The organism is Clostridium sp. (genome assembly GCF_047718555.1).
In the GTDB taxonomy this organism is placed as follows: domain Bacteria; phylum Bacillota; class Clostridia; order Clostridiales; family Clostridiaceae; genus Clostridium_I.
Genome location: NZ_JBDNRK010000003.1, coordinates 125,922 through 147,322, shown reverse-complemented (window position 1 = coordinate 147,322; position 21,401 = coordinate 125,922). Strand labels below are relative to the sequence as shown.

General features: G+C 31.0%; 24 protein-coding genes and 1 riboswitch. Of the genes, 2 read left to right on the top strand and 22 right to left on the bottom strand.

All coding sequences use genetic code 11. The annotated features are described in order from the left end of the window. Positions 1-171 precede the first annotated feature (171 nt). From yfcE to ABF633_RS02360, 7 genes are all read right to left on the bottom strand, one after another. Positions 172-723: a phosphodiesterase gene (gene yfcE, locus ABF633_RS02390; RefSeq protein WP_415521663.1), complete on the bottom strand. Its 552-nt coding sequence runs from the start codon at positions 721-723 to the stop codon at positions 172-174. A 128-nt stretch (positions 724-851) separates the two neighbouring features. Beyond that, positions 852-1,274 (bottom strand): GNAT family N-acetyltransferase, encoded by a 423-nt coding sequence (locus tag ABF633_RS02385; RefSeq protein WP_415521640.1) that lies wholly within the window; start codon positions 1,272-1,274, stop codon positions 852-854. Positions 1,275-1,295: 21 nt separating this feature from the next. After that, a complete protein-coding gene (locus ABF633_RS02380) occupies positions 1,296-1,742 on the bottom strand; it encodes an aminoacyl-tRNA deacylase (protein ID WP_415521638.1) in 447 nt (148 codons plus the stop codon). Between the two features lie 65 nt (positions 1,743-1,807). Continuing rightward, positions 1,808-2,497 carry a hypothetical protein gene (locus tag ABF633_RS02375; protein ID WP_415521636.1) on the bottom strand — a complete coding sequence of 230 codons (690 nt, stop codon included), beginning with the start codon at positions 2,495-2,497 and terminating at the stop codon, positions 1,808-1,810. 18 nt (positions 2,498-2,515) lie between these two features. Continuing rightward, positions 2,516-2,905 (bottom strand): tautomerase family protein, encoded by a 390-nt coding sequence (locus tag ABF633_RS02370; protein WP_415521635.1) that lies wholly within the window; start codon positions 2,903-2,905, stop codon positions 2,516-2,518. A gap of 706 nt (positions 2,906-3,611) precedes the next feature. After that, entirely contained in the window at positions 3,612-3,815 is a 204-nt protein-coding gene (locus ABF633_RS02365; RefSeq protein WP_415521633.1) for a hypothetical protein, read from the bottom strand. A 3-nt stretch (positions 3,816-3,818) separates the two neighbouring features. Then, positions 3,819-4,013 (bottom strand): DUF1858 domain-containing protein, encoded by a 195-nt coding sequence (locus ABF633_RS02360; protein WP_415521631.1) that lies wholly within the window; start codon positions 4,011-4,013, stop codon positions 3,819-3,821. Between the two features lie 593 nt (positions 4,014-4,606). Here ABF633_RS02360 and ABF633_RS02355 point away from each other — a divergent pair. Both ABF633_RS02355 and ABF633_RS02350 read left to right on the top strand, forming a co-directional pair. Then, positions 4,607-5,311: an acetylglutamate kinase gene (locus tag ABF633_RS02355; RefSeq protein WP_415521629.1), complete on the top strand. Its 705-nt coding sequence runs from the start codon at positions 4,607-4,609 to the stop codon at positions 5,309-5,311. A 138-nt stretch (positions 5,312-5,449) separates the two neighbouring features. Beyond that, complete coding sequence (locus tag ABF633_RS02350) at positions 5,450-6,049, top strand: TetR/AcrR family transcriptional regulator (RefSeq protein WP_415521627.1); 600 nt, start codon at positions 5,450-5,452, stop codon at positions 6,047-6,049. A 361-nt stretch (positions 6,050-6,410) separates the two neighbouring features. On the opposite strand, the gene ABF633_RS02345 is transcribed toward ABF633_RS02350, so the two are convergent. The 15 genes from ABF633_RS02345 to nuoH form a co-directional block, all read right to left on the bottom strand. Next, positions 6,411-6,803, bottom strand: a complete 393-nt coding sequence (locus ABF633_RS02345) for a secondary thiamine-phosphate synthase enzyme YjbQ (protein ID WP_415521625.1) — start codon at positions 6,801-6,803, stop codon at positions 6,411-6,413. 190 nt (positions 6,804-6,993) lie between these two features. Next, complete coding sequence (locus ABF633_RS02340; protein WP_415521623.1) at positions 6,994-7,218, bottom strand: cytochrome b5 domain-containing protein; 225 nt, start codon at positions 7,216-7,218, stop codon at positions 6,994-6,996. Positions 7,219-7,419: 201 nt separating this feature from the next. Next, positions 7,420-8,286 (bottom strand): 4-hydroxy-tetrahydrodipicolinate synthase, encoded by an 867-nt coding sequence (dapA, locus tag ABF633_RS02335; protein WP_415521621.1) that lies wholly within the window; start codon positions 8,284-8,286, stop codon positions 7,420-7,422. A 109-nt stretch (positions 8,287-8,395) separates the two neighbouring features. Beyond that, a riboswitch (Lysine riboswitch) is annotated at positions 8,396-8,572 on the bottom strand. A gap of 120 nt (positions 8,573-8,692) precedes the next feature. Then, on the bottom strand, positions 8,693-9,499 hold the full coding sequence (locus ABF633_RS02330) for a class I SAM-dependent methyltransferase (protein ID WP_415521619.1): 807 nt from the start codon (positions 9,497-9,499) through the stop codon (positions 8,693-8,695). Positions 9,500-9,631: 132 nt separating this feature from the next. Continuing rightward, positions 9,632-10,705: a ribosome small subunit-dependent GTPase A gene (gene rsgA, locus ABF633_RS02325; RefSeq protein ID WP_415521617.1), complete on the bottom strand. Its 1,074-nt coding sequence runs from the start codon at positions 10,703-10,705 to the stop codon at positions 9,632-9,634. 293 nt (positions 10,706-10,998) lie between these two features. Next, the gene (locus tag ABF633_RS02320; RefSeq protein ID WP_415521615.1) at positions 10,999-11,292 is read right to left on the bottom strand and encodes a hypothetical protein; all 294 of its coding nucleotides are present in this window, start codon (positions 11,290-11,292) and stop codon (positions 10,999-11,001) included. A 122-nt stretch (positions 11,293-11,414) separates the two neighbouring features. Continuing rightward, a complete protein-coding gene (locus ABF633_RS02315; RefSeq protein ID WP_415521613.1) occupies positions 11,415-12,593 on the bottom strand; it encodes an NlpC/P60 family protein in 1,179 nt (392 codons plus the stop codon). 164 nt (positions 12,594-12,757) lie between these two features. Continuing rightward, entirely contained in the window at positions 12,758-14,011 is a 1,254-nt protein-coding gene (locus ABF633_RS02310) for a hypothetical protein (protein WP_415521611.1), read from the bottom strand. 354 nt (positions 14,012-14,365) lie between these two features. After that, on the bottom strand, positions 14,366-15,772 hold the full coding sequence (locus tag ABF633_RS02305; protein ID WP_415521609.1) for an NADH-quinone oxidoreductase subunit N: 1,407 nt from the start codon (positions 15,770-15,772) through the stop codon (positions 14,366-14,368). Then, entirely contained in the window at positions 15,772-17,295 is a 1,524-nt protein-coding gene (locus tag ABF633_RS02300) for a complex I subunit 4 family protein (protein WP_415521608.1), read from the bottom strand. Before ABF633_RS02300 ends, ABF633_RS02305 begins: the two co-directional genes overlap by 1 nt. Then, positions 17,296-19,164, bottom strand: coding sequence for an NADH-quinone oxidoreductase subunit L (gene nuoL / locus ABF633_RS02295; RefSeq protein ID WP_415521606.1), 1,869 nt, complete (start codon positions 19,162-19,164; stop codon positions 17,296-17,298). Continuing rightward, entirely contained in the window at positions 19,158-19,466 is a 309-nt protein-coding gene (nuoK, locus tag ABF633_RS02290; protein ID WP_415521604.1) for an NADH-quinone oxidoreductase subunit NuoK, read from the bottom strand. The genes nuoL and nuoK overlap by 7 nt, the downstream gene beginning before the upstream one ends. After that, a complete protein-coding gene (locus ABF633_RS02285) occupies positions 19,467-19,958 on the bottom strand; it encodes an NADH-quinone oxidoreductase subunit J (RefSeq protein ID WP_415521602.1) in 492 nt (163 codons plus the stop codon). Further along, entirely contained in the window at positions 19,958-20,347 is a 390-nt protein-coding gene (locus ABF633_RS02280; protein WP_415521600.1) for a NuoI/complex I 23 kDa subunit family protein, read from the bottom strand. The genes ABF633_RS02285 and ABF633_RS02280 overlap by 1 nt, the downstream gene beginning before the upstream one ends. 5 nt (positions 20,348-20,352) lie before the next feature. Then, positions 20,353-21,390, bottom strand: coding sequence for an NADH-quinone oxidoreductase subunit NuoH (nuoH, locus tag ABF633_RS02275; RefSeq protein ID WP_415521598.1), 1,038 nt, complete (start codon positions 21,388-21,390; stop codon positions 20,353-20,355). Between the last annotated feature and the right edge of the window lie 11 nt (positions 21,391-21,401).

Below are 21,401 nucleotides of genomic sequence, written 5' to 3'. Positions count from 1 at the left end.
TACTCCCACTTGAAGAAAAGTAGAGAGTCAAAGTTTTTAATTTTGTGTAAATAGCTTTCACAGAGTGCGATGGAAGTATTAGAGTGGATAGTCATCGGATAAACAGAATTCTTGGCATCAGGTGGAGTTTTGCAGTTATTAGTTGTTTAGGCATCAGATGAATTTAACCGCTCATTCACTGAAGCTTATTTCTTTAATAACATTACCGTCTAAATCCTTAATCTTAAAAATGTTATTTTCTAAAATTCCATAAGAATTAGGATTTCCTTCTTTTGGAAAAGTAATTGACCCAGGATTAATCACAAAAATATCATTTTGTTTTTCTGCTAAAGGCACATGAATGTGACCATATATTATGGCATCACTGCTGCTTAGATTAGGTAAATTATTCCTATCGTATATATGTCCATGAGTTAAAAATAGTCTTCTTCCATTATATAAAACAATAGAATATTCAGCCATCATAGGATATTCCAGCACCATTTGGTCAACTTCACTGTCACAATTTCCACGTACAGCTATAATTTTATCTTTGTATGTATTGAGAAGCTCCGCTACTTCCTTAGGATTATAATCCTTTGGCAGTGGATTTCTGGCTCCATGATACAGTTCATCACCTAAAATAATTATATAGTCAGCTTTTTCACTTTCATATATTTCTAAAACCTTTTTTAGATAATATAGTGAACCGTGTATATCTGAAATAAAAAATAATTTACTCATTGAAAGATCACATCCTTTATGCATTTTAATATCATCTACCTCATTGATAGCCACTGTAACATTCATTTATTGAAAATTTGATATAACAGCTACATATTACTAGATATTTCATATGTACTTATTATATATTACAACACTTTTCTAAAATATTCAGCTGATTTTTCATAACCAACTGCATAATAAAAACTGGATGCTCTTCGCGTTGCCAAGGCAACAAGCTTTGAATCCCTTGATTTTGACCATTTTTCAAACTGTTCTACTAGCATTTTACCTATACCTTTTCTTCTAAAGAATTCCTCAATCATTATTTCTTCTAACCATGAAACTTGACCATTTGCATAAAAAGTATAATGTACGAATCCTAAACAATAGCCTATAATTTTTTTATTTGTTTCTGCCACAAGCAGCGATGCAGATTTGTCATCAATAATATTCTTTATAGACTCATCAAACAAAATACGTTCTGTTTTAAAAGATGTAGAAAATTTTTCAACCAACTTAAAAATTGACTCTTTATCTTCAATAGCAGCTTCTCTTATATCTATATCCATACATCAACTCCCCAATCTATGTTACAACTCTATAACTTCAACAACTCGGTTTAATTTAAATAAAGCTTCAGGCTGAACTTTTAATGTATAATTTTTTTTACCAGTTCCACCATATATAAAATCATTTTCTAAAAGTTTTTTATCAACTATACAAGTTAATTTACTAAACAAAGCCACACTGCCAACTGAAAAACCTGTTACCTGCTTCACTTCATCTTTTGTTGCCAGCCTGACATCATTACATTTTAAAAGCTTCTTTATAATTTTAAAATCTACTTTATCCCTAATACCCGAAATAATAAGTGAGTAAAATCCAATATCAGTATATATTATAAGATTTGGTGCTGTCTGTTCAATTTTAATATTGAACAAATTTGCACCATCCTCTGCAGAGTATACTGGTTTAGCATGATGAATAAACTTAAATTCAATTTTATTTTTCTCTAACATATCTTTTATATCATCCATATCCAAAAACCTCCTAAAAATTCTATTAATAATTTTTTATTTATCATAATAATTATGTCATTTATTTAATTAATCTTAACTACTAACATTTCATTTCCACCTTTTATAAATTCGTAATTAACTTTCACTATATTAATTTCATAATTATTAAAAGCTTTATCTTTCATAAATTTCTCAATAAAAGGAGATCTTTGAGCTTTTAAATTGGCAATTGGAAATATTCTTATCTCTTTCTTTGTTATTCTTATAATCTCATTAATAATTTGTTTGTGAAATTCATAACTCATATGTTCGTCATATAAAAATAAAAAGTGTGATATAAGCGATACATCAAATTGATCTTCTTTAAAATTATTACTAGGAAATTCTGAACTTATATACCTATCTTCCTTATGCAATTTAAAGTCTTTTATAAATCCTCTATATGCTCTTTTACGATGACTTTTTAATTGTTCAATATCTTTGAAAAAATCCCATTTATATAACTCCTTTATTGCCGGTATTTTTTTCATAGTTTCTTCCAAATCTTTAGAACATTTTTCTTCTATTTCCTCATGGTTAAATTCATAAACTCTATCAGCAGCAGTAACATTATATCCATTTGCATTTGCTTCTGCACAAAACGAACTTACTCCTGATGCAGCATCTAATATTTTCTCATTTTTACTCAGGCTTTTTAAATCAAACATTTTATAATACTCTTCAAAAGTCCTTCCAATGAGAACAAAATCCTTTAATTCTAATTTTTTATCCATTATTTTACCTCCATAAAATTATATTTCAGCCTTATAATTTAATTTTAATTCATCTCCAGGTAAGCCTCTTATTCCCCAATTATATTTAGGAGTTTCAAAAATTGTTATCTCAATATCATTAGGTGAAATATTTAATTCTTTTTCAATATTATTAAATAAAAGCCTTATTAGTTTCTTTTTTGATTCAACACTTCTACCTTCAAAAATACTGATTTCAATTATGGTATATTTATCTGTTCTTCCTTCTGGAAAATAAAAATTTTCTTTGTCTAAAGGAAAAAATCTATGAAATCTCTTATCTACCGGATACCAGAATGCATCTACAACGCAAGAATGAATAATATCAGATAACGTTGGTTTAATAATATTCAAATTTTGTTTTATTCCATATACTTTAATTTGTGACACTTTTATTTCCTCCTGAAATTATTATTTTATAAACTTATAATTTCTTTTCAATTATATTTTCAACTTATAAACTATTCATCTATAGCCATACATTTAACATGAATTAATATCCCCCTCTAAACAAATAATTTTATTAAATAACTATATAATCAAAAAAGGCCACTTCATCCTAAAATGGGACGAAGTGACCGTGGTGCCACCCATATTTTTGTTTTATATAAGATGATTATCCATAAAGTTAACTTTTTAATTTAATGTCTTAAATGCTTCAGGAACTAGCATTAAATAAACTAAAATAAAAGCCATAGAAACAAAAAAACATTTCATCCAATAAGGACAAAATGATTATTTCGCTATACCACCTTAATATAAAACGATCTTTATCAGGTACAGATTTTACTCGATACCCTGTCTTTTTAACGGTAGACTACCGTTTACTGCTACTATTATTTCGCATCACATCTCAAAGATCCATTCAATATAGACTACAGTACCTGGCTCCCACCATTCCAAGTTCGCTTTAACTAATTTCCTATACCTACTACTTCTCTTCATTGACTTTAACTTTCATTTTTTATATTATATACCTAATTATGTTAAATGTCAATATTATATCTTATCTTTAAAAATCCTTTAAGCATCTAAAAATAAAATGAAAAGATACAAAATGGACTAAGTATACTAGCTGATTGTTTTTGAAGATGCCTTATTGCATTTCAATATTTTGCAAATCATATACGGACTTTTCCAAATCATTATCACTAGTTGCAAAAGAAAACAAACTCAACATTCCCAAGAAAAAAATAGCCATACTTGCTTCTCTAGAAATTTCTCCATACACATATAAATATATACCTGCAAAAATACCCATAAATACCACAGTTAAAAGAATCTCATATTTTTTAAACATTTTTCATCTCTCCTCAGATAAATTTAATTGATAAATTAATTCTTCAAGATCGAATCCATGAACTTGCGATGCCTTTTCAACAGTTTCAAATTTTGCTGAAAGACAATCATTGCAATATAATCCAAACTCCATTAATACTTCAATTTTTTCAGGATAATGTTTGATAATTTTTCCTATAGTCATATCTTTTGTAATCATAATATCACCCTTTCAATACTCAACCTATCTATCGTAGTGAACTCGTTTCAGCAGGCTGAAACATCGGTAAATCAGGTGGGGAGTCTACCCCACCTGATTGGAAAGTCCCACCTTCGCTTCGCTTAGAGGTGGAGATCTGAACCTTTCAATCAGGAAAAGATCATCTAGCCAAGATAAAATACTCATAATTATTTATGATACATAACTTAATATAGAATAAATACGTTTTATCAAGTTATATTGCATTTAAAAATATTTTATATATTAAACCACTTTATTTCATAGCAAAATCAATTACATTATGTATATAAAATTACTATTTGGAATATTTTTATCTATTTAGTTATGTTTTATACTGTTTGATATTATTATATTTCGTATTTATATAAAAATCAAGTAAATTTTATAAAATTCTAATTTTTTCATTGTATTTTTATCTGTTTATCAATATTATTTTAATGTAGATAAAAATATAGCAATACAACGTTTTTTATAGTTTATGATAGAAATTTAAAATGTATCAGTTGATAGTGTACCTTTTGCATTTAAATTCACATACTATAACCTAGAAAAATTATAAGAAGGAGATATTTATGTACCCATATTCATCAAAAACATCTTTCTATAATATTCATCCATATAACAGAGCAAAAGCTTATAATTTATTTGGAACAGATAATCCAGATATATATTATAATTATATACGTCCAATAGACAGATATTATCACGAAAGATATGACAATTATTCTATGAAAATCTGCAAAACAGCTTTAATAAATAAACTTCATATGCTCTGGGAGCAACACATCGTCTGGACACGATTGACAATAACAAGCATATTGACAGATTCACCAGATGTAGAACTTGTTACTAATCGCCTTCTTCAAAATCCTGTAGATTTTGAAAGAACGCTAAGACCTTTTTATGGTGATAAAATAGCTGCTGAATTTAGAAAATTATTTACAGACCATCTCACTATAGCCGCACAACTTGTAAAGGCTGCTAAAGCTGGTGATACTACAGCTGCTTCACAAGCTGAAAAAAACTGGTATGCCAATGCAGATGAAATAGCCATTTTCCTCAGCAGAATCAATCCATATTGGTCACAAAGAGACTGGCAATTAATGTTATATGATCACTTAAAACTTACTAAAGCAGAAGCAGTTGCTATACTTACTAAGAATTATTCAGAAAGCATAAGATTATATGATGAAATTGAAAAACAAGCTTTAGAAATGGCTGATATTATGGCTGAAGGTATAATCAAACAATTCCATTATAAATTTATGCCCTGTTAATTTCCATACAAAAATCACCTATGTATTATCAAAATATTATATGAAATTTTTGTCAACATAATATCAATGAAACATGAATTACATTTCATATTCTTGACAAAACATCAAATTAATCCTAAAATCTAATTGGGTGATAATATGAACAGGGAAATACGAATACCTATACAAAAAAGGTCTATTGAAAAAAGGAAAAAAATAATTGATACCGCTAGTAAAATATTCAATAATAAAGGATATCTAGATACTACTACAGCAGAAATAGCTAAAGAGGCTGGATTAGCTACCGGAAGTGTTTATGCTTATTTTAAAAACAAAAAAGATATATTTATAGAAGTCTTACAATTATATTGCAGCGCTGTCTATAATAATACCATAGAGAATTTAAATAAGATTAAAGATAAAAATGATTTAACTTTACTTGTAGATACTATGGTGAATTCGGTATTGGAAAATCATAAATTTTCTCCGAGATTTCATCAAGAAATTACAATGCTTGCCTGCACCGACGATGATATCAGAGAATATCATCATCATCAACAAAAAATTCAAATAGATAAATATCTAGAAAAGCTTAGTGAATATACTTTAAGTTTTTCTAATAAAAAAGAAAAACTATTTTTAGTGTATTCTTTAATTGAGGGTATGTGTCATGAAATTATGTATAACAGAGATTCAAACTTCCATAAAGATACCTTAATTAAAGAATGCAAGGAAATTGTAAAAAAAATATTACAGTAAACAATTTATGCTATAGTTAAACTTCTATATTTGCAGAGTTTAACTATAGCATTTATATGTTTCATAATATCTAATCCATAAAAATATAAAACTTAATTATTTTTTATTGTTATATAAGATGATTTTTCACTTATGCATCTGTAAATAGCAATAATTAAAGATAAAATTGTGACAAGACTTAAAATAAAAATAACAACTTTTCCTTTTCTCAAAATAACCACCCCTATAATTTTATATTCTACACATATTATATCATAATTAGAGCAATTTCATCATAATATACAAAATGACTGAGTGGACTTTGTATGTAAACTCCATAAATTACTTTTAATACTGAATATTTCAGTAAAATTTCTGCACATTAGTCTCTCAATATTTCTATATAAACCCTTCTACTTCTTGGTCCATCAAATTCGCAAAAATAGATTCCCTGCCAGGTTCCAAGCAGCAGCTCTCCATTTTCTACAATTACATTACAGGATGAACCCATAAGTGATGCTTTTATATGAGCATGAGAATTTCCTTCAGCATGTAAATAGCCATTTTCTACTGGAAAAGCTTTATTTAACGCTGACAACATATCCGTTACCACGTCGGGATCAGCATTTTCATTTATAGTCACTCCAGCAGTAGTATGAGGAATAAATACAGTAACAATACCATCATTTACATCATTTTTTCGCACTGCTTCTCTAACAATATTTGTTATATCAACAAACTCCTGATTTTTTGCAGTCTTTATTTCATATTTCATAATTTCACCTTCTTAGTTATTATTTTACCATAAAACTCTATTGCTATCCCATTTTTTTGATTTACTTATACATCAATCTTAAAACTCTAATCTAACTGCAATTCCGATACAGGGTTTTATAGAATTAAAACTCCATTTACAAAAATAAATGTTGTTTAAAGCCTTACTACACCTTAAACAACACTTATTTTTATTCTAGGTTGCCTACAACTTTTAACCTATCTAGCCACTCCATTTTATGCGGAAACTTATCAGTAAAATCATGCCCCGCAATTTGATCATGATGTATTCCATTTTTCCACACAAGTATACCACTCACATCATAAACAATACCTTTAATGGCTATATAAGCCGGATTACCATCTTGTCCATTAAATTTACTTAATTCTTCTTTTGTAAATACCTTGTTACTCATATAGATCCACTCCTTATTAATTTCATTTAGATTTTAATTCAACATAAAATCTCTATTTCCTTCACCTAATTAAAATTTATCTTAAAATTATAAATATATCTTCGAAACAGGCAATTATAATTTTGAACATAAAAATACCCTTGAAATAGTAAAATTTTCATTAGCTAATCCAAGAGCATATTTTTTAAAATAATAATTTATTTATGATTTATAAACTTTATCAATTTTTTCCGCTAAAATTTGTGATATTTCCACCAATGGCAATCTTATCTCTTGAGACTTTATTAATCCAGCTTTATACAAACAATACTTAATAGGGGCCGGATTAGGTTCTTCAAATAATAATGGAATAATATTTGCTACTTCCTTCCATGTTTTAAGAGCCTCAAAATGATTGTTTTCTTTTACTTTATTATAAATTTCAACAAATTTTTCAGTATAAATATGAGCAGATGCCAAAATGCCGCCGTCTCCACCAAGCATTAAAGTACTATAAAATAGTGCATCCTCTCCTGTCAATATTGAAAAGTCCTTAGGTGAATTTAGCAAAAGTTCAGCGCTCTGATTAAAATCACCACAGGCATCCTTTATTCCCACTATATTTTTTAGCTCGGCCAACCTTCTCACTGTATCATTCTCAATATTTCTTCCAGTTCGATAAGGTATATTATAAAGTATTATATCAAGAGGAGTAGCTTCAGATATTCTTTTAAAATGCTCATATATGCCCCTTTGATCAGGCCTGTTATAATAAGGACAAACTGATAGAATTCCCTGAACTTTATATTTTTCAAAGAGCTTTACACTCTTGGCCATTTTATCTGTATTATTCCCTCCAAATCCCACATATATAGGCAAGTTTTTTTCATTATATTCAATAGTTTTTTCCAATACACTTTCATATTCATAATCTGATAGAGTTGGAGTTTCTCCACTGGTTCCAAGGGGCACAAATCCTGCTATACCCTTGTTGGAATAAAACTTTATCATATTCTCATAGGACTCAAAATCTACATTTCCCCCTGTAAATGGAGTAACAATTGGTAATAAAACACCTTTAATTTTCATATTATACCTACCTTCCTCTTACCAGGGCAAAATGTTAGCATAATAAAAAAACTAACAGCAAAGGAACACCCCTGCTGTTAGTATTAAATCTAATATTAACAATGCACGTGTACCCTGTAGCTCTCCACTATACCAAAACCAATAGTGACAGTTTTGCACATATTTTATACAAAACCAGAAGATATCCTTGCCAAAATATCTCCTTCGGCCATAATTCCTTTCTTTATTCCTCTTCGCCTGCAAGCTAAGAACAATTACTTATAATTACAGCACCTCTACCCTAGGTAAGAATTCAATTTTATTATGAATAGTTTATCATACATGTAATAAAATTTCAAACTATATTTTAGCCATCTTCAAATAAATAAGCAGCCAGAATGCTAATTTATTTTCACATGCCTTATTTCTATTTTACTCCAATTCTCATACGATAACAGAAATCTATTTCAAATTTACTATCACCAAATATATCTATTATTCTATTCTTGAAATTTGTTAAATACGGATTAATTTCATCCATTCCAGCTTTTATTATCCCCTGAAGACTGCCCTGACTTAACGCCAGATTAATAAACCTGTCTGCATCACAATCTTCATTGTTGGAAAATAATATTTCTCTTACATATCTAAACTTTTCACTATTTTCTATATTAGAAAGATGCTTGTCTTTATTCCATTTTACGAAACTATCCTTAAGTTCAGCATTAGAGGTCTCTATATAATTTACTTTTTCAAAAAGCTTTTTATATTCTAGTTCAGCCTCCCAGTTAAATACCGGCGGCCAATCACAATCATATACTGCAAAAACTCCACCTTTTTTAAGTATTCTTGCAACTTCCGGTATAGTTGTATCAGGATTCATCCAGTGGAAAGACTGAGAGCAGGTAACAACATCTGCACAGTTATCCTCTAATCCTGTATTATCTGAAAATTTTGAAATAAAGCTTATATTATTTAACTCGGCCGATTTTTCCTGTGCAACTTCCATCATATCCTTACCCGGTTCTATGCCTATAACCTTATCACTAGTATCACTCCAAATCCTTGTAGATAGTCCAGTACCACAACCTATATCTACCACAAGTTTTGGTTTGTAACCCAAATATCCCATTACTATCTCTTTAACCTTTTTCGGGCATGTAGGTCTTGCATTGTTATACACATCAGCAAAACCCAAGAATCTGTCTACATTCAGTTGTACATTCTTTTTCATAAAATACCATCTCCTAAAATTAGGCAACTGAAAATAAATACCATGCAAAGCTGCCTTATGAACTTATAATACAATAATTTCATAAATTATATATATTTTCAATCATTATATGGTTAAATATTATGAAAATCATTATTGATATCTACGCTTAAGTTCTTTATTTATAGCTTTAATTTTGTTTTTATGATCACTTTGGGCTTTTTTATCAAGTTTTCTCTTCATAAATTCGGCTTCCTTTTTCAATTTTAGATAACTATTATATCTTTCCTTTGGCATCACCCCATCTTCAATTGCCTTTTGAACTGCACATTTTGGTTCAAAAGTATGTGTACAATCTGAAAATTTACAATTCTTAGCCAATTCATTAATATCTTCAAAGCTATTATCAAAACCATCCTCTGCATCAAAAAGATGTAATTCTCGCATGCCTGGAGTATCTATTACAATGCCTCCACTTTCTAAAACTATAAGTTCTCTATTAGTTGTAGTATGCTTGCCTTTGCTCTCTATATTACTGACTATATTAGTTTTCTGCTTTTCTTCCTCCAAAAGGTTATTTATAATGGTGGATTTCCCCACACCAGAAGATCCAACAAAAGCAGCAGTTTTTCCTGTACCTAAATATCTTCTTAATTTATCCATATCTAAAGTATTAAAACAACTGGTATTTACTATATCTATTCCCGGAGCAACAGATTCTGTTTTTATTATTTTTTCACGAAGATCAGTACATAGATCAGTTTTAGTTAACACTATTACAGGTAAAGCACCACTATTCCAGGCTGTAGTAACATATCTCTCCAATCTCCTAAGATTAAAATTATCATTTAGAGACATGCATATAAATAATATATCTATATTAACTGCTACTATCTGCTCATCAAAAGAACTACCAGCAACTTTTCTTGATATTTTACTTTTTCTGTTTAATATTCTGTGAATGACAACTGTTTCATGCAGATTATTAAATTTGTCTATTAAAACCCAATCTCCTACCGCTGGGTAATCCTCTCTTTTACTGCTTTTGTAATTCATCTTTCCTGAGATACTTCCAGAAACTTCTCCAATTTTAGTATACATTTTATATGATCCTTTATATTCTACAGCAATTCTTCCCACCATATATTCATCTTTAAAGTTTTTAAATTCTTCCTGTAAAGAATCATTCCATCCTAATTCCATTAAATTATAATTTGATTTGAACAATAAGTTACCTCCTAATTTTGGGTATAAAAATACCCTTGAAATAATTGATTTTTCACAAACTACTCCAAGGGTACAAATTTCCAAAATAGTAACCTATTAATTAATTACTTATATAGTTCCAATAGGAGTAGCCTGTTTTATTATTCTTATAACACTATCTGCATAAAATACTTTTATCATAAAACATCACTCCTTCCAAAATCTCTATATTTTACAAATTTACATTACAACACTTCACTTTAGTAAATTCATGATTACATTTTACCATTTATATATTAACTAAGCAATAATTTTTAATCCTTTTTCACTATTTGCGTGTTGTTCTTCAAATGCTCATTATCTAGCTTTTTCTTCTTTGAACCTTTCACCATCATAAAAATCATAAATCCCATCATTATAGGGCATATAAGCGGTGAAATAGATAATATAGCCGTATTTAAAGTTCCATTTAGCTTCAAAAATGGCAGAGCCCCAACTAAAAGAATTGGAATGGCACAGCAAAGAATCATATGAAGCATATGCTTTAAAGCACTGTGTGGTTTTTCTTGATTACTTTGATTATCATTTTTACTTCCATGACAATTCATAGAATCCCTCCTAAATTTTAAATAAAAACAAACATAAACCCTAATTCATTCTCTGCTTATATTATATATAAAAGTTATGTAGATAAGATGAAGAATTCAAAATCATAGCTTTTCATTAATTTTTATTTTACTCTTCTAGCTGTTAAATAATCGCTTCTACCTAGAGGTGATATTTTAACAACATCTCCCGTGTGAGGTGCATGTATGTACATACCATTTCCCACATACATCCCCATGTGATGTGGATCTGAATAGGTTCCAAAGAAAACTAAATCTCCTGGTTGAAGCTGATCTCTTGACACTCCTACTCCATCTTTTATTTGATCATATGTAGTCCTTCCAAGTGATATGCCAAACTTTTTATATACATATTGAGTAAATCCAGAGCAGTCAAATCCAGGATTTGGAGATGTACCTCCCCATACGTATGGTGTACCCATGAAGCTTGCTGCATATGCTATAATGGAATCATTTGAAATAGAGCCGCCAGTACTTGTTGGTAATGATCCACCTCTATTTACACTTACGCTTTTATTTGAATTGTTATTTTGACTTACATTTGCACTTGCCAGTTGGGCTGCCTGTTCAGCCGCTTTAGCAGCTGCAATCCTCTGTTTTATTGAATCAATTTGAGCCTTTGTAGACGCACTTGACTCAGATGCTGAGTTCTGCTGTGCCTTAGCTTCTGCAATAAGCGGCTGCTGCTGTGCTTTCTTATTATTTAAATCATTTAATTTTTTCTCATTATCATTTTTTAAAGAAATTAAATTTTCTTTATCACTTGCAAGTTTATCCTTTTTCTCCTGAATGGCTTGTCTTCTTACATTTAAATTTGATATTATCTTATCGTTAAATTCCGTTACACTCTTTATTGTTTCTACTTTTGAAATAAAATCACTTATTCCCTTGGAATCTAACAGCATACTTACATATCCACTATTTCCATTGATATATATAGCTCTCATTCTCTTATTATAGAGTTCTTTTTCAGCCTTCATATTCTGTTCAGATCTATTAATACTTTTCTGCGCACTATTTATGTCTGACTCTGTTTTACTTATTTTACCCTTAACATTATCAATATTAATCATACTCTGCTGAATTTGGTTGTCCAACATTTCTATACTTGCCTCTATATTGCTGACTTTCTTTTGTGCCTCATTTAGAGTATTCTGACTTTGATTGTATTGATTTTGTGATGTATTTAATTGTTCATCTAAGGATGGTGCGGCTAAAGTTCTAACATTCATTGTAAATACTATACCTAAAGACAGAACAGCAGCTAATATTCTCTTATTCAAACTGTTATCCCCCTAATTTCATATATTTAGTACTAAGTAAAATTTTGTTTATAACCTCACTATAGTAAATTTTAATTTATTTTATCAAATAAATATGTAGAACATATGAAGATTTAGTCTAATAAACACAAAAACCTTACAAAGTTATATACTTTTGCAATATATTACTGATTTTTTGCAATCTTAAATAATATTTTGTAATCTTCCCCAAATTTACAAATACCTTCACAGTGATTATATAAATCAGAAAACAATATATATCTTAAAGCTACACAATCTATATCCTTAAAAGAAGGTCTTTTCAATTGTGCAATTATCTCTTTCTTTCGTGAATCTGGTGCAACTAGAAAACAGTTATATTTTTTATCTCCCAATGAAGAAGCCAAGTCTATAAGCCTTAAGATTCCTGAATATATGGATGTAGTTTTTTCAATTTCAAAGGCACATTCTATTTCTTTACTATCCTTGTTTATCCATATTACATCAATTAAAGAAATTGTCTTTATTACCTCTTCTGCAATCTCCAATTTTGGAAGCTCTGATAAAGTCATAAACTCTAAATTTTTCCCATCAATAGATTTTGTACGATCATTGACAGCTACAAAAACATCATATCCGAGCTTACTGCCAATTTCCGTTAGTAAGCACTGTACTTTTAAATGTTCATTTTCTTCTTTGATCTCGTTTTCAACTTCAAGATGACGTTTTTTTAAAACCCTCTCCAATTTGTCTTTCTCAAACTTTAAAGCAGTTTCCCAGTTTTCATGAAGAATTATTTTACCAACTCCTACATCAAATAATAATCCAGATACAGCACCTAAATCTTTTGATAGTGCCGGCTTTAATTCTTCATTGGTCTTTATAATTATCTCCCTCATTTCCAAGTAATGCTTCCATGATCCTAATTTTTTATTTTCTGCAAAAACTGCATTAAATCCATTAACCATGGCAGTGTTAAATGGAGGAATTATAGTAGGATGCAAAAAATAAAGTATATTGGCAACAGCTGGTCCTAATCCTTTAATATTATAGCTGTCCAATTTTATAATTTCTTTAATTATTTTTTCTTCATTACTAGCAGACAAGCAAGATTCTAAAAATTGTCCAAAAATCCTTTTATTCTCTTCATTTTCATATATATCTGGTATTCTCAGCTTTGGTTTCCAATAAAACGGATGAGCTGCCCCAACAAATACCTGTTTTTGTTCTGTTATGCAGTTTAATACAAATTCTAATGGCGATCCCTTAAAATCATTGCCAAAAGTACCTTCCTTAATTGATTTTACAATATCTTTTACTCCGCGCCTTATAGCGCGAAATGCCTTCATCCTCTTTTCATTATATATAAACCATGTATTATACACAGACTCATTATCTACTTTGTACTGTTCAACTAGTTCTTTTAAATTTAATGCCAATTTAAACTCCCCTTTAATTCTTAGAAACATTATAGAACATACTAAACATAAAATTTAGTTTAGAATATTTTATTTGCGTAAATAATGTAAATTTATATTTAATTATAATACTTATTCCAAATTTAATCTAATGAAAAATAATAGTAAAGAACTAACTTATAACAAAGAAAATAAGATTATTCTATATACAAATATAAAAATCTAGCGAAAATGTTACTATAATATAACAAATCTTCACTAGATTTTCTTTATCAATGAATTTTACCAAGTCTATTTTTCACCTTAGTTTAAATAAATTTCATTTGACATTCGGCTGTTATCTAACACTTAAATAAAAGTCTTTTCCTTCTTTTGCTACGGCAAAAATGCTTTAGAAACCGCTAAAACCACATTGACTAATTGGTTTGGATAAATTCCAAGAACCACAAGGGCTATCATAGATACAGTCAGTGCCAATTTAGTACTTTTTGACACAGGAATTGGTTCAAATTTCTTAGGGCCTTCTCCAAAGTACATGACCTTAACCACTCTAAGATAATAGTATACTGACACCACGCTCATACCTATACTTATAAATGCCAGCCATAATTGTCCCTTCTCTATTATAGCTAAAAACAGATAAAATTTTCCTATAAATCCAGCCAAGGGAGGCATTCCTGCCAGAGAAAGTAAAGAAATGAGCATAGCCGCCGCCAGAAAAGGTGATCTTCGTGCTAGATGAGCATAATCTTTAATTTCATTACTGCCTGTTGCTTTAGAAACAGCAATTGCAACCCCAAAAGCACCCATATTGGCAAAAAGGTAAAATAAACTATAGAGTAAAATGGCTGCCACACCAAGGTTTGAATCAGCAACAACGCCCAATAAAAAATAACCGGCCTGTGCAATACTTGAGTAAGCTAACATTCTCTTGATATTGGTCTGAGGAATAGCAGCTAGATTACCTAATACTACGGTTAAAACAGCTAAGAGGATGGTTAATTCAACCCAATAATCGGAAATAGATGACAAGCCGCCCATAAAAAGTCTTAGCAATACTGCCAGGGCAGCAGTTTTAGAGGCTACTGCCAAAAATACAGTGATTGAAGTAGGCGCTCCTTCATAAATATCTGGTGCCCACATATGAAAGGGAACAATAGCAATTTTAAAAGCAAAGCCTGCCATTAAAAATATCATTCCCAGCATTTCTAAAGGTACAAGATGCCCTGCTGATAGTGCACCAGCAATTTCTTTAATAATGGTCGTTTGTGTCACACCATATATTAAACTTAATCCATACAGAAAAATTGCTGAAGACATTGCACTTAAAATAATGTATTTTAAACTTGCTTCTTTTGATTTTTCATCCCCTTGATAAGCTATTAAAATACTAAAAGAAATGGCCATTAATTCCAGCCCCATATACAGGGTTATAAGTTCTCCGGAGGATACCATAATCATCATTCCCAAAAGTGCTGAAACAATTAAGGTATAGAACTCTCCTGGCTTAGAAACTATATGATCCTTAGAAACTAGAACAGTTAAGATGGCAGCAATTAAAAATAGCTGTTTAAAAAAAGTACTGAAAGAATCAATAATGTAGGCTCCATCGAAGAAAGTTTGTGGATGATTACCATTGAATAAAGAAATTACTAAAATCGTAAGGAGACCTATTCCTGTGAGCAAGGCAAATTTCTCTTTATGCTTTGGAAGTAATAAATTTACTGCCAAAAGAATAATACATAAAGCCGCAGTTAAAAGTTCAACTATATAGCTAACCATTAAAATCCCCTCCCTATAAGGCCTGCTTCTGATATTCTCTTAATCAATGGAATTGCCCCACTATGAATAAGATTAATTAGTGGTGCTGGAAATAGTCCAAAAAATATTAATACACCTGATAAGATAACTATAGGAATCATTTCCACACCTTTGGCATCTTTTAAGTGATCCCATTCTTTTTTTCTAGGACCAAGGAAAGTATCTTGAATCACCTTCAATATATAAACAGCAGTAATAACAATTCCTAGAACAGCTAAAATTGAGATGGCTTTAAAAGGTATAACTGAAAATAGTTTTGTTGTTTTGCTAAATGAACCTACAAATATGAGAAATTCAGCAACAAAATTATTTAGCCCTGGCAACCCCAGTGATGCAAAGCCAGCAATTATAAAGCCAATAGTTATTCTTGGCATCTGATGCATTAGCCCTCCAAATCGAGCAATTTCTCTGGTATGAGCCTTATGATAAATATTACCTATTAAAGTAAAGAATAATGCTGTCATAATGCCATGAGCAAACATCTGTGCTACTGCCCCATCAATTCCTATAAAATTTAAGGATGCAATTCCCAAAAGTACATATCCCATATGACTTACGCTGGAATAACCAATTACAAATTTTAAATCTTTTTGAGCCATAGCAACCAAAGCACCATATACTACATTGGCAATGGATAGTACTGCAATTAAAGGAACCCAGTATTTTGCACCTTCCGGGAAAAGAAATATTCCAGCTCTGATAATCCCATAACCGCCTAATTTCATCAAAACTCCAGCATGAAGCATGCTCACAGCTGTTGGTGCAGCTACATGTCCATCTGGAGACCATGTATGAAAGGGCCACATAGGAACTAAAACACCAAAGCCTATTAACATTAGGAAAAAAGCAAATTTCTGAAAGCCAAAACTATAATTAATACTGCTAAGAGTTTGAATATCGAAGCTTCTTATCCCTAGACTATTAGCATAGACAAAGGTTGCAATGATCCCAACTAAAACAATTGAACTACCTACCAATAAATACAGAGTTAACTTCATTGCTGCGTAGTCTTTCCGAGTACTTCCCCAAACTCCAATCAAGATATACATTGGAATAACAGCTATTTCAAAGAATAGGAAAAAGAAAAATAGATCTCTGGAAATGAATACCCCAAAAACACCTGCAACCAATAACAGTAGAAATATGAAGAATTCCTTGATTCTCTTCTCCATTTTCCATGATGCAAAAACACCTGCAAAAATAACAATAGAGGTAAGCAGTATCAAAGGCAAGCTCAAACCATCTACTCCCACAGAATAATTAATCCCGAAGGCAGGTATCCATGGATATGACTCCATAAATTGAAGACCACTTATTTCCCTATTATAAGTTACAAAAGCCAAAATGGATAGCAACAATGAAATTGAAGTGACAATTGCTGCAGTTACTTTTATCTCCTTAACTTTAGTGGCTGGAAACAAAAGTATTATTATGATACCTAAAATCGGTGCTAATAATATTAATGTTAATATCGGAAATTGCATCTATATACCTCCTAAAATCGGTGCTGCTAGCCATAGAATTATAAAAGCGATTGCTATAAAAAAGATGAAGGCATAATTCTGCACACTGCCAGAGTTAACAAGTCTAAATCTAATCCCCATTCTTCTTATTAAAGAAGTAGTATTATCAAAAATTCCATCTACTATCTTTCGATCACACCAGTGGAAGAAACGGGATATATTTGAAACTATTCTTTCATATAGCCAATTATAAAGCTCATTAAAATAGTATTGATTAAAAAGAAGTTGATGAATTGGTTTAAATCTCACACTAAGAGCTTCACTTGACACTACTTGCTTGCCATATATAAGCCAGCTTAATATAATCCCACCAAAGGCTGCTGCCACTGATTCACTCATTATGATTAGGTTTGGCTCTGTACTTTGGACTGCCTGAAAATATATGTATGAAGCAAAAGTCTTATTGAGAAAGCCATAGAATATTGCAAAAACTGATAATATTATTAAAGGTAACTTCATATTCCAAGGAGTTTTGTGTACTAAATTCTTCTGCTTTTCCTGGCCAAAGAATACGCTAAAAACCAGACGTGACATGTAAAAAGCTGTTAAAAATGCTGTGAACAAACCTAAATAATATAAAAACCTATAGCCATGTTCGTAAGTTACAGATAAAATTTCATCCTTGCTGAAAAAACCAGACAAGGGTGGAATCCCTGCCAGGGCTAGAGAACCAATAATGAAAGTCCAGCTGGTAATTTTCATTTTTTTAATTAAACCGCCCATTTTAAAAATGTCCTGTACATCAACAGCATGAATAATACTACCTGCACCCAAAAATAATAAAGCTTTAAAAAATGCGTGACTGGTAAGATGAAATATGCCAGCGGTAAATCCTCCTACACCCATTGCCATAATCATATAACCCAGCTGGCTCATTGTTGAAAAAGCCAATATCCTTTTTAAATCTCTTTGCACCAAAGCAATAGTACCTGCCATAAAAGCAGTTATTCCTCCAATATAAGCAATTACTAAACTCACTTCATGTAATGAAGAAAATAAGATATAACCACGTGCCAAAAGATATACACCTGCTGCCACCATTGTAGCTGCGTGAATTAAAGCACTTACCGGTGTTGGACCTTCCATAGCATCCGGAAGCCATACATGCAGTGGAAATTGAGCTGACTTTGCCACTGGACCTGCAAAAATTAATAACGCTGCAATAGTAAGAAAGATAACGTTAGGATAAGTGGGAATACCAGCAGCAAGCTCCCTAAAATTAAAAGTTCCAAAAGCTATGAAAAGACAAAGGATTCCTAATAAAAATCCAAAATCTCCTACTCTATTGGCAATAAATGCTTTCTTACTAGCTCTTGCAGCTGAAGGCTTATTAAAATAAAAACCAATGAGAAGATAGGAACATAAACCTACCAATTCCCAGAAAAAAAACATCTGAAAATAGTTATTGGCAATTACTAAGCCTAACATGGAGCTGCTAAACAGAGATAAATTTGCAAAGAATCTAGAAAACCCCGGATCATTTTGCATGTATCCTAAGGAGTATATTTTCACCAGCAATCCAATAAAAGTCACAATCAGAAGCATAATTGCGGTAAGTGGATCAATTAGTACTCCGGCTGCAATATTAACGGGAACCGAAAGCCATGAAACAGCATATTCAACCGGATGATTAATATTAACTCCCGATGTGATGACATCGTAAAAAACACCCAAAGAAAATATAAGAGAAAGACTCATTCCTGTTATTGCAATTGCTGCGCTAATGCCTTTGAATCTTTTTGTAATAAAAGATATAAGTAAAAATGTAATTGCTGGGAATATTGGAATTAGCCAAGCTAAGCCTATAAACATCATCATAACACCTACCATTTCAAAATATTGAAATCATCTACATTGGTTGTACTACGGCTGCGGTAAATATTTAGGATAATAGCTAAACCTACAGCAATTTCAGCTGCTGCAACCACAATTACAAAAATAGCGAAAAGATGTCCTGTAACTTTTGCAGGTGCTAAGAACCTATTAAAAGCTACTAAATTTATATTAACTGCATTCATCATAATTTCCACCGACATTAATACACTGATAACATTTCTTTTTACAAAAGCTCCATAAAGACCAACACAAAATAAAGCTGCTGCTAATATAAGATAACCCTCTAAACCAACCATTTAATTTTTCACTCCTTTAGCTAAAATAATAGCTCCTACCATAGCAATCAACAAAAGTATGGCAGAAATTTCAAATGGGATCATATAATTTCCAAAGAACCCTTCCGCAATGGAACCAATAGTGCTTTTTACTTCTAAATTTTTATAAGTAAAACTACTAACTAGAATCAAACGTGCAATCAGCACAAAAAACCCTAAACAAAATATTAAACTAATCCATCTTAATTTATTAAATGGGTTACTATTTTTCATTTCATTTCTTCGTGTAAGCATTATAGCAAATACTATTAAAATAGAAATAGCACCCGCATAAATTAAAATCTGTACCAGGCCCAGAAAATCGGCTTCAAGGAAAATGAAAACTACTGCGATACCTATAAATGTTAATATCAATAATAGTGCACTATGTACAATATTTTTTGAATGAATAACCCCTATGGCACAAGATAAAATTAGAATTGCTATAGGCCAAAAAATAAAAGATGAAATCATTATAAGTCCCCCTTACTGCTGAATAATTTCAACTTGGTTTCAGCTCTATTATAAGTACTTAATTCAAAATTAGAAGTAACCTGTAAGGCTTTAATAGGACAACTTTCAACGCAAAGGCCACAAAAGAGACAGTACATTAATTCCATTTCATACTTATTTAAATGTCTTTTATTATTTTCATCTTTATAACTGTCAATGGTAATAACTCTATTAGGACAGCTTAAAGCACAAATACCACAAGAAATACATTTTTCTGAATCCAGCTTAAAAGAACAACGTGAACGTGGTGGTAACTTAGGATGCTGCTCTGGATACTGCTGTGTAATATTCTTTTCAAATAAATGCCCTAAGGTTACTCTAAGACCATTAATTAATCCTTTACCGAACATCTAACTCACCCCTTAATTAACTGAAATATTTTGACACCTATTCCTGTAAACAAAACATTCATCAAAGAAATAGGAATAAGATATTTCCAATTTAAAGACATCATATGATCTAATCTAAACCTAGGAAAAGTCCAGCGAACCAACATGAATAATAAAATTATTACATAAGTTTTTAAGATAAACCAAATCCAAGAAGGTAATATTGGACCACTTGCTCCACCTAAAAATAAAGTAACTATAAGTGCCGAAATAGCAAACATATTAGTGTATTCAGCAAGATAAAAAAGTGCATAGCGCATTCCACTATATTCTGTAAATGGTCCGGCTATTATCTCCTGTTCTCCTTCAGGCAAGTCAAAAGGTCCCCTGTTTAGCTCCGCTGTTGCAGCAATGAAGTAGACAACAAAGGCAATAGGCTGTAAAAAAATGAACCAGACATTATGTTGTGCTGAAATGATTTCTCCTAGATTTAAAGAACCACTCAGCATGACAATGCCAAGAAGAGAAAAAATCATAGGTATTTCATAGCTTATCATTTGGGCAACTACTCTCATTCCCCCTAGGAGAGAATATTTATTATTAGATCCCCATCCTGCCATTAGAATGGGTACGGAAGCAGTTCCAGAAATGGCTACAAAATAAATTACACCCAAATTTAAATTAGCTGCAATCATATTTTTACCAAAGGGCAAAACCGCGTAGACTAATAGAGCAGGAACCATAACTAATAAAGAGGCTAACCGAAAGACCCATCGGTCTGCTTTGTCAGGAATAATATCTTCTTTACCTAAAAGCTTAACCACATCGGCCAAGCTCTGAAGAATCCCCCCAGGCCCAAATCTATTTGGTCCCAGACGCTGCTGCAGAAAGCCGCAAAATTTTCTCTCTAAATAGATTAGATACATTGCATTTAACAAAACAAAAACTACAATAGCTATAAAATAAATAATACTCATAATGATACTCACCAAAATATGGGGTATTCCTAAGGCCAAGATCAATTTTTCGGACCAGTTAGATATATTTATAAAGATATTTTCCATTTTTCCCTCCT

Coding starts and splice junctions, on each gene's coding strand:
- yfcE (WP_415521663.1), bottom strand. CDS start 723: ATGAGTAAATTATTTTTTATTTCAGATATACACGGTTCACTATATTAT.
- ABF633_RS02385 (WP_415521640.1), bottom strand. CDS start 1,274: ATGGATATAGATATAAGAGAAGCTGCTATTGAAGATAAAGAGTCAATT.
- ABF633_RS02380 (WP_415521638.1), bottom strand. CDS start 1,742: ATGGATGATATAAAAGATATGTTAGAGAAAAATAAAATTGAATTTAAG.
- ABF633_RS02375 (WP_415521636.1), bottom strand. CDS start 2,497: ATGGATAAAAAATTAGAATTAAAGGATTTTGTTCTCATTGGAAGGACT.
- ABF633_RS02365 (WP_415521633.1), bottom strand. CDS start 3,815: ATGTTTAAAAAATATGAGATTCTTTTAACTGTGGTATTTATGGGTATT.
- ABF633_RS02360 (WP_415521631.1), bottom strand. CDS start 4,013: ATGATTACAAAAGATATGACTATAGGAAAAATTATCAAACATTATCCT.
- ABF633_RS02355 (WP_415521629.1), top strand. CDS start 4,607: ATGTACCCATATTCATCAAAAACATCTTTCTATAATATTCATCCATAT.
- ABF633_RS02350 (WP_415521627.1), top strand. CDS start 5,450: ATGAACAGGGAAATACGAATACCTATACAAAAAAGGTCTATTGAAAAA.
- ABF633_RS02345 (WP_415521625.1), bottom strand. CDS start 6,803: ATGAAATATGAAATAAAGACTGCAAAAAATCAGGAGTTTGTTGATATA.
- ABF633_RS02340 (WP_415521623.1), bottom strand. CDS start 7,218: ATGAGTAACAAGGTATTTACAAAAGAAGAATTAAGTAAATTTAATGGA.
- dapA (WP_415521621.1), bottom strand. CDS start 8,286: ATGAAAATTAAAGGTGTTTTATTACCAATTGTTACTCCATTTACAGGG.
- ABF633_RS02330 (WP_415521619.1), bottom strand. CDS start 9,499: ATGAAAAAGAATGTACAACTGAATGTAGACAGATTCTTGGGTTTTGCT.
- ABF633_RS02320 (WP_415521615.1), bottom strand. CDS start 11,292: ATGAATTGTCATGGAAGTAAAAATGATAATCAAAGTAATCAAGAAAAA.
- ABF633_RS02305 (WP_415521609.1), bottom strand. CDS start 15,772: ATGGTTAGCTATATAGTTGAACTTTTAACTGCGGCTTTATGTATTATT.
- ABF633_RS02300 (WP_415521608.1), bottom strand. CDS start 17,295: ATGCAATTTCCGATATTAACATTAATATTATTAGCACCGATTTTAGGT.
- nuoL (WP_415521606.1), bottom strand. CDS start 19,164: ATGGTAGGTGTTATGATGATGTTTATAGGCTTAGCTTGGCTAATTCCA.
- nuoK (WP_415521604.1), bottom strand. CDS start 19,466: ATGGTTGGTTTAGAGGGTTATCTTATATTAGCAGCAGCTTTATTTTGT.
- ABF633_RS02285 (WP_415521602.1), bottom strand. CDS start 19,958: ATGATTTCATCTTTTATTTTTTGGCCTATAGCAATTCTAATTTTATCT.
- ABF633_RS02280 (WP_415521600.1), bottom strand. CDS start 20,347: ATGTTCGGTAAAGGATTAATTAATGGTCTTAGAGTAACCTTAGGGCAT.
- nuoH (WP_415521598.1), bottom strand. CDS start 21,390: ATGGAAAATATCTTTATAAATATATCTAACTGGTCCGAAAAATTGATC.